The sequence below is a fragment of the Rhodococcus chondri genome (assembly GCF_036327435.1).
Taxonomy (GTDB): domain Bacteria; phylum Actinomycetota; class Actinomycetes; order Mycobacteriales; family Mycobacteriaceae; genus Rhodococcus; species Rhodococcus chondri.
The window spans coordinates 1-8021 of record NZ_JAUZMZ010000199.1 but is presented as its reverse complement, the minus strand read 5'-3'; the positions used below and the strand labels follow the sequence as shown (position 1 = coordinate 8021).

Below are 8021 nucleotides of genomic sequence, written 5' to 3'. Positions count from 1 at the left end.
TCCGCGTGGCCTGAACGACGTGTATGTGGCGTTGACGCGAGCAACGCAGCGCCTCGGTGTGCTGCACACGGCGCCTCTGCCGCAGGTGCTGGCGGGTTTGCCGGCGCCGACCAGGTGCTGATCCGGCGGTCCGGCTCGCCGATCGAGACGAGTGCGCAACCGCAGGCAGCGCGACCTCAGGCGCGGACGAAGACGGAAGGGCTGTGCTGGTGAAGGTGACGATGCGGCTGCGGGATCTACCGCGGGCACGGTTGCGTGTGCTCGTCTCGGTCGCGGCGGTGACCGCCGCGGCGGCGTGTTCGTCGGCGACCGCGTCGGAGGAGCCGCTGTCGGACGCGGACCTCGGCGTGTCGACGGCCCCCGTGGCGCACGTCTCCGCCCCGGCGACCACCGAGGTCGGGCCGCCGCTGCTCGACGCCCGTGCAACCCGCTTCAAGGAAACCCTTGCGGCCGAGGGCCTGGTCGCGGAGATTCCCGACGAGACCCTGCTCGCGGTCGCGCGCGGGTTGTGCGATCAGATCAGCGGTGGCGTCCCGGAGGATCGGATTCTCGAGACGGTGCGGCCGATCGCCGCGTATGCGGCGTCGGTTTCGGCGTCGGCGACGCCGGGCGATGATGCCGCCCGGCGGTACGTCGCCGTGGCCCGCGAAACGTTCTGCTGAGCCGGCCGCGCCGCCGAGCCGTGCCGGGTCAGCGGACGGTGTGCACGATCAGCACGTCGGAGGTGGATTTCCGGGCCACGTCCGACGGCACCGACCCGAGCAGTCGGCCGGTCAGGGTGTTCAGGCCGCGGTTGCCGATGACGACGAGGTCTGCATCGACCTCGTCGAGCAGTGCCAGGAGCGACTCGACGGGAGCACCGACGATGGGCCGCTCGGTGATCTTCTTCGCGCCGGCCACGGTCGCCTTCTCGCGGGCCGTACGGAGGATCTCGTATGTCGGTGCCGAGCCGGTGACCTGATAGGCGTCGTCGCGCAGCACGTCGGCTGCCTGTGCGGATTCCTTCGGGTCGGCCGGGTAGTACGCGCACGCGATGACGAGTTCGGCGGCGGCGTCACCGGCGAGAGCGGCTGCCTTTTCCACGGCCCGATACGACGACTCGGAACCGTCGGTTCCGACGACAATGGTCCGGTAGGCGCTCATTCATCCTCCATCGAGTTGGTGTGCGTCGCCACGTATGGTCGACCCTGCCGGCGGGACCCTCGCGTATCCCCCGCCTGCTGGCGTAGACAGTAGCGGGAGCCGAGAAACCGTTGGAGCGTTTGCGGCAGATGCCACAACACAGCGGCCGCAGGGCGGTAGTCACGCACGACGGTTGATGTTACCGGGCGTCACCGAAACGGGGGCCGAAGACACCGGACCCGAAGAGACCACTGTCGACGATCGTGTCGCGCCACGGTATCGCGAGGTCGAGGAGGCGTTCGACCGCCGGCTCTCCCACCGTGTGCCACGGCGCAGCGGCCAGATCGTCGGTCAGGTCCTCGACGAGTTCGCGAACCTCGAACCCGTCGCCGGTCAGGGCCCCGGAGTTGTCGAGCAGTCCCCGCGCCCGCAGCGCCGCTGCCGCGGCGGCCCACTCGTCGCCGGACCAGCCGCGGCGGGTCTGCGCGAACTGCTCACTGAATCCGATTCCGCTGGCGGTGTGGGTGATCAGCGCCTCGAGTCCGGTGAGCCCGGCGGTCTGCAGGGCGGCGATGTGCCCGTCGCCGCGGAATTCGCGCAGCAGTGTCAGCGCGTGCCAGATCACCAGGTGCGGCGCCTCGGGCCACGGCAGATCGGCGTGTCCCGCATAGAGCGGCCGGCCCTCGGCGCCCGGGACCGCGCGGGCGATCGAGGCGGCGAGTTCGGCGGCCTCGGCCATCTGCGGCGAGGCCACCGTGTCCGGCCCCAGTAGCCGCGTCAGCGCCGCGTCGACACCGCGTTGCCGGGCTGCGACCACCTCGGACGGAGCAGCGGTCTGCCATGCCTGCGGCAGGGCGGCCTCGATGAGGCGAGGCGCGAAGTTGTAGAAGGTGGCGATCGCGACACCGGGGCCCACCGCGCCCAGAGCCGCGACCCGCCCCGCGACGTAGCGCGAGGCCACGCGCTCCAAGCCCACCGAGGTCAGTTCGGTCTCGACCTCCGGCGCGAAATATGCGACGGAGTGCAGCAATTCGAGGGAGCGGGCAGCGCGACCGGAGTATGCAGCGTCCATGCCCTGGGAAACTACGGGACGATCAACGCCGGGTACGGCTACTGCAGGCCGGCGGCGTCCATCCCGCGCAGTTCCTTCTTCAGATCCGAGATCTCGTCGCGCAGTCGTCCGGCGAGCTCGAACTGCAGGTCGCGGGCCGCCTGCATCATCTGGTCGGTCAGTTGCTGCACGAGGTCGGCCAGCTCAGCGCGCGGCATGGCCTTCACGTCGCGGCCCTCGACCACACCGGAGCTTCCGACGCGGCCGGATTCTCCCTGGGCCCGGCGTCCGCGCGATGCGTTGCGGCCCGAACCGCCCACGTCCACCTTCTCGGTGTCGTCGGCTTCTTCGTAGACCTGGTCGAGGATGTCGGCGATCTTCCGACGCAGCGGCTGCGGGTCGATACCCCGCTCGGTGTTGTAGGCCACCTGCTTCTCGCGCCGGCGTTCGGTTTCCTCGATCGCCCGGGCCATCGAGTCGGTGATCTTGTCGGCGTACATGTGTACTTCGCCGGAGACGTTGCGGGCCGCGCGACCGATCGTCTGGATCAGCGAGGTCGTCGAGCGCAGGAAGCCCTCCTTGTCGGCGTCGAGAATCGCAACGAGCGACACTTCCGGCAGGTCGAGACCCTCGCGGAGTAGGTTGATGCCCACGAGCACGTCGTATTCGCCCAGCCGCAGCTGCCGGAGCAGCTCGACGCGGCGCAGGGTGTCGATGTCGGAGTGCAGGTACCGGACCCGGACACCGAGTTCGAGCAGGTAGTCGGTGAGATCCTCGGCCATCTTCTTCGTCAGGGTGGTGACCAGGACCCGCTCGTCGCGGTCGGCGCGTTCCCTGATTTCGTGCACCAGGTCGTCGATCTGACCCTTGGTGGGTTTGACGACGACCTTCGGGTCGACCAGGCCGGTGGGACGGATGACCTGCTCGACGAACTCGCCGCCGGCCTGCCCCAGTTCGTACGGCCCCGGGGTAGCGGACAAGTATACCGTCTGCCCGATGCGCTGGGTGAACTCCTCCCAGGTCAGAGGACGGTTGTCGACCGCCGAGGGCAGCCGGAACCCGAACTCGACGAGGTTGCGTTTCCGCGACATGTCGCCCTCGTACATCGCCCCGATCTGCGGGACGGTGACGTGCGATTCGTCGATGACCAGCAGGAAGTCTTCGGGGAAGTAGTCGATCAGGGTGGCGGGGGCGGTGCCGGCCGCGCGGCCGTCGATGTGCCTCGAATAGTTTTCGATACCGGAGCAGAACCCGACCTGTCGGATCATCTCGAGGTCGTACTGGGTGCGCATGCGCAGCCGCTGCGCCTCGAGAAGCTTGCCGCGGTTCTCGAGGTCGGCGAGACGCTCCTCGAGTTCGGTCTCGATGCTCTGCACGGCCCGTTCCATCCGCTCCGGGCCGGCAACGTAGTGGGTGGCGGGAAAGATGCGCAGGGAGTCGACCTTGCGGACGACGTCTCCGGTGAGGGGGTGCAGATAGTAGAGGGCGTCGATCTCGTCGCCGAAGAACTCGATGCGCACCGCGAGTTCTTCGTAGGCGGGGATGATGTCGACCGTGTCGCCCTTGACGCGGAACGAGCCGCGGGTGAACGCGAGGTCGTTGCGGGTGTACTGCACATCCACCAGCAGCCGCAGCAATGCGTCGCGCGGCACCTCCACACCGACCTCGAGCTGGATGGACCGATCGAGGTAGGACTGCGGGGTACCGAGGCCGTAGATGCACGAGACGGAAGCGACCACCACCACGTCGCGGCGCGACAGCAGCGCCGACGTGGCGGAGTGGCGCAGCCGTTCGACGTCGTCGTTGATCGACGAGTCCTTCTCGATGTAGGTGTCGGTCTGCGCGATGTACGCCTCGGGTTGGTAGTAGTCGTAGTACGACACGAAGTATTCGACCGCGTTGTGCGGCAGCATTTCTCGTAGTTCGTTCGCGAGCTGCGCGGCGAGAGTCTTGTTGGGTGCCATCAGCAGGGTGGGCCGCTGCACCTGCTCGATCAGCCACGCGGTGGTGGCCGATTTGCCGGTGCCGGTGGCGCCGAGCAGGACCACGTCCTTCTCCCCCGCCTGCAACCGGCGGGTGAGCTCGGCGATCGCGGCCGGCTGGTCGCCGGCCGGCTTGTGGTCGCTGACCACCTCGAAGCGCCCGTCGGTGCGTTCGATCTCACCGACGGGACGGAACTCGGAGTGCGCGACGACCGGATGTTCACTTGCGAACGCCATGCGCACCAGAGTAGGCGCTGCCCCCGACACGATGCCGCGGTAGTTTTTCCTCATGGCCGCGCACCTGCATCCGATCAAGGTGGAGCGGTTCGACGTCTCCGCTCGCACCAACACCGATCCCAAGGGTGTCGTACGTCCCGTCGAGCATTACCGCACGGAGCCGTGGGGCCTGTACATGGGCCGCCCGGCCGATCACCCGGAGTTCGGGTACGTCGAGACGTGGCTGCTTCCCACGCTGCATCTGCGCGCGACGATCTTTCATTTCCGGCCGGGCCACGAGCGCGACATGGACCGGTACGTCGACATCGGTGAATTCTGGCGCGACGGCGACGTGTGGCATTCGCTGGATCATTACCTCGATCTCATCGTGCGTGCCGGTCACAGCACGCGCGTCGAGGATGTCGACGAATTGTTCGCCGCGGTGGCGGCCGGCGTACTCGACACCGATGCCGCCGAACGCGCGGTCGAGCGGGCCTTCGCCGCAGTGGACGGGATCGCCTCGCACGGGCACGACCTCGACGCGTGGCTCGCATCGCTGGGTGCGCCGATCTCGTGGCGCTGATCCGGGCTCAGCCCAGGTGTGCGCGCAGCAGGTCCCGGAAACCGCTGCCGTCGGTACGCACGGTGGTGCCGGTGACACGGGGCCGGTGAGGTTCGGTGGGCACGAAGCCCTCGACACCGGACCGCTCGGCGACGACGAGCGCGGCCAGTTCCTCGGCGGCCCGCCGGATCCGTTGTCCGAGCGCGGCACCCGCTTCGTCGCCCCCGAAATCCTCGGTGGCAGCGAACACTCCGGTAGGCACGACGACCGCGCGCAGATATGTCAGGAGTGGGCGTACTGCGTGGTCGAGAACGAGGGAATGGCGCGGTGTCCCTGCGGTGGCAGCGATGATCGTGGGCATCGCATTCAGCGCGTCGGGGTCGAGGCTGTCGAAGAACATCTTGAACAGGCCGCTGTAGCTCGCGGTGAACACCGGGGTCACGGCGATCAGCGCGTCGGCGCCGGAGATCTGTTCGCGGGCACGGGTGATCGCGGGGGTGGGCATCGCGGTGGTCGTCGTCGTGGCGAGATCGACGGCGAGCTCACGCAATTCCAGCACCACGATCTCGGCGGCCTCGCCGCGCGCCGAGATCGCGGCGGCGGTCGACGCGGCGATGCGGTCGGCGATCAGCCGGGTCGTCGACGGCTGCGACAGGCCCGCGGTGACGACGACGACGGTGCGGGTCATCGCGCCGGGTCCGCGGTTGCGGTGTCGATCCGAGCGGGGACGACGACACGGTGCGGCGAGTCCGGGCCCTGGGCCACCAGGGTGGGGTGGGTCGGGGGGTCGGAGGGCACATGCGCGGGTCGGCGTCGTTCGAATTCGGTGCGCAGTACGGGGACCACTTCACGTCCGAGGATCTCGATCTGCTCGAGGACCACGTCCAGGGGCAGGCCCGCATGGTCCATCAGGAAGAGCTGGCGCTGGTAATGACCGGCGTAGTCGGCGAAGCTCAGGGTGCGTTCGATGACCTGCTCGGGGGTGCCGACGGTCAGCGGCGTCATCGTCGAGAAATCTTCGAGCGACGGGCCGTGGCCGTAGACCGGGGCATTGTCGAAGTACGGGCGGAACCGGCGCTTGGCGTCCTGCTCCGTCTCCGCCATGAACACCTGACCGCCGAGGCCGACGATCGCCTGCTCGGCGGCGCCGTGCCCGTACTGCTCGAAGCGGGTGCGGTAGAGGGTGATCATCTGCTGGATGTGTTCCTTGTTCCAGAAGATGTTGTTGTGGAAGAAGCCGTCGCCGTAGAACGCGGCCTGTTCGGCGATCTCGGGTGAGCGGATGGAGCCGTGCCACACGAACGGGGGCGTGTCGTCGAGGGGCATCGGTGTGGAGGTGTAGCCGTGCAGCGGGGTGCGGAATTTGCCTTCCCAGTCGACCACCTTCTCGCGCCACAGCCTGCGCAGTAGGTGATAGTTCTCGATGGCCAGCGGAATGCCCTGGCGGATGTCCTTGCCGAACCACGGATACACCGGGCCGGTGTTGCCCCGGCCCATCATGAGGTCGACGCGGCCACCGGACAGGTGCTGCAACATCGCGAAATCTTCGGCGATCTTGACCGGGTCGTTCGTCGTGATGAGGGTGGTGGCGGTGGACAGGATGAGCTTGTCGGTCTTCGCGGCGATCCAGCCGAGCATGGTGGTCGGTGACGACGGCACGAACGGCGGGTTGTGGTGTTCCCCGGTCGCGAACACGTCGAGGCCGACTTTCTCTGCAGCGAGGGCGATCTCCGTCATGGCGACGATCCGCTCGTGTTCGCTGGGGACGCGGCCGGTCGTGGGATCGCGCGTCACGTCGCCGATGGTGAAGATGCCGAACTGCATCGCTGAACCTCCGTCAAGTCGTTGAACTGTCAACTATCTTAACGGAGGGCGGCTCTCCTGTATTCCGGGTGCGGCGCGCACCACAGGAACGCCGCACCACCCCGCACCGGCTACGCGGACCATCCTGTCGCATCGGCCCACTGCCAGGCCCGATGGAAGGCCCGGTCGAACCAGGGGGCCTTCGCCTCGGCGTATGCCGCTTCGGCCGCCGCCGGTTCGGGGTGGCGCGCCGCGGCATCGGCAGCCGTACGTTTGAGATCGGCGTACTCGGCCCGCACCGACTCGTCGGCGCGCAGCCAGTCGCGCAGCAACAGCGCGAACTGCTGACCGGGCCAGCCGTCCACCCGCACCGCCACGCGAGCGGGCCGGCCCGGATCGGCGCTACCGTGCAAGCGCATCGCCCACACGGCGGGATCGGTTTCGCCTCCCGCACCGTAGGCCGGCTTCGGGGTGTCGTGGTCGACCTGTTCGAGCCTCGGAAAACCCGCCAGGGCAAGGGGTTCGGCCAGCGCATCGGCGGCACGGAGGTCGGCGACGGTGATCTGCAGATCCAGCACGTCGATCCCGGCCAGACCCGGTACCGCCGTCGACCCGACATGGTCGATCCGCATCGCCGGACCACCGGCAGCGAGCGCGAGCCGCGCGATCAGCCGGTGGGCCTGCTGCTCCCATTCCGGCCGCGCCGCGGTGAGCACCGGGTCGGCCGGCGCCGCGGACCGCGTGCGCAGGTTGTGCTCGAACGGGACGAGCCGCTCCGACCACAGGGTGCGCACGGCGGCGACGAGCGCCGCCTCGTCGCCGGTGTTGTCGAGCCACACGTCGGCCACCTCACGGCGCTGCTCCTCGGTGGCCTGCGCCGCGATCCGCGCCCGCGCATCGGCCTCGGGCATACCGCGCAGCTCGACGAGACGGTGCAGCCGCTCCTGTTCGCCCGCATGCACGACGGCCACGAGGTGGAACCCGGCGGCCATCCCCCCTTCGACGAGCAGCGGGATGTCCTGGACCACGACGGCGTCCCCGGGCGCGGCCGCGACCAGCTCGGCCGTGCGTCGCCCGACCTTGGGATGAGTGATCGCGTTGAGGATCGCGCGCGTGTCGTCGCCGGCGAACGCCTTGGCGGCGAGGGCGGGACGGTTCAGCGCGCCGTCGGGCAGCAGGATGTCGTCACCGAACGCGTCGACGAGTTCGGCGAGCCCCTCCGACCCCGGCGCGACGATCTCGCGCGCGATGGTGTCCGCGTCGACGAGCACGGCGCCCAACGCCA

General features: G+C 69.0%; 8 protein-coding genes. 2 read left to right on the top strand and 6 right to left on the bottom strand.

The window, feature by feature from the left end:
• Positions 1 to 203: 203 nt before the first annotated feature.
• Positions 204 to 662 (top strand): DUF732 domain-containing protein, encoded by a 459-nt coding sequence (locus Q8814_RS22715; RefSeq protein WP_330154241.1) that lies wholly within the window; start codon positions 204 to 206, stop codon positions 660 to 662.
• A gap of 28 nt (positions 663 to 690) precedes the next feature.
• On the opposite strand, the gene Q8814_RS22710 is transcribed toward Q8814_RS22715, so the two are convergent.
• From Q8814_RS22710 to uvrB, 3 genes are all read right to left on the bottom strand, one after another.
• Complete coding sequence (locus Q8814_RS22710) at positions 691 to 1143, bottom strand: universal stress protein (RefSeq protein ID WP_330154240.1); 453 nt, start codon at positions 1141 to 1143, stop codon at positions 691 to 693.
• Between the two features lie 178 nt (positions 1144 to 1321).
• Complete coding sequence (locus Q8814_RS22705) at positions 1322 to 2194, bottom strand: SCO6745 family protein (RefSeq protein WP_330154239.1); 873 nt, start codon at positions 2192 to 2194, stop codon at positions 1322 to 1324.
• Between the two features lie 38 nt (positions 2195 to 2232).
• On the bottom strand, positions 2233 to 4392 hold the full coding sequence (uvrB, locus tag Q8814_RS22700) for an excinuclease ABC subunit UvrB (protein WP_330154238.1): 2160 nt from the start codon (positions 4390 to 4392) through the stop codon (positions 2233 to 2235).
• A gap of 52 nt (positions 4393 to 4444) precedes the next feature.
• On the opposite strand from uvrB, the gene Q8814_RS22695 reads away from it, so the two are divergent.
• Positions 4445 to 4954 (top strand): DUF402 domain-containing protein, encoded by a 510-nt coding sequence (locus tag Q8814_RS22695; protein ID WP_330154237.1) that lies wholly within the window; start codon positions 4445 to 4447, stop codon positions 4952 to 4954.
• Positions 4955 to 4961: 7 nt separating this feature from the next.
• Here the strand turns inward: Q8814_RS22695 and Q8814_RS22690 are convergent, their stop codons facing one another.
• From Q8814_RS22690 to coaE, 3 genes are all read right to left on the bottom strand, one after another.
• Positions 4962 to 5621, bottom strand: coding sequence for a CE1759 family FMN reductase (locus Q8814_RS22690; RefSeq protein WP_330154236.1), 660 nt, complete (start codon positions 5619 to 5621; stop codon positions 4962 to 4964).
• Complete coding sequence (locus tag Q8814_RS22685; protein ID WP_330154235.1) at positions 5618 to 6757, bottom strand: LLM class flavin-dependent oxidoreductase; 1140 nt, start codon at positions 6755 to 6757, stop codon at positions 5618 to 5620. Before Q8814_RS22685 ends, Q8814_RS22690 begins: the two co-directional genes overlap by 4 nt.
• A 110-nt stretch (positions 6758 to 6867) precedes the next feature.
• On the bottom strand, positions 6868 to 8021 hold a 1154-nt coding region (coaE, locus tag Q8814_RS22680), incomplete at its 5' end, for a dephospho-CoA kinase (protein WP_330154234.1).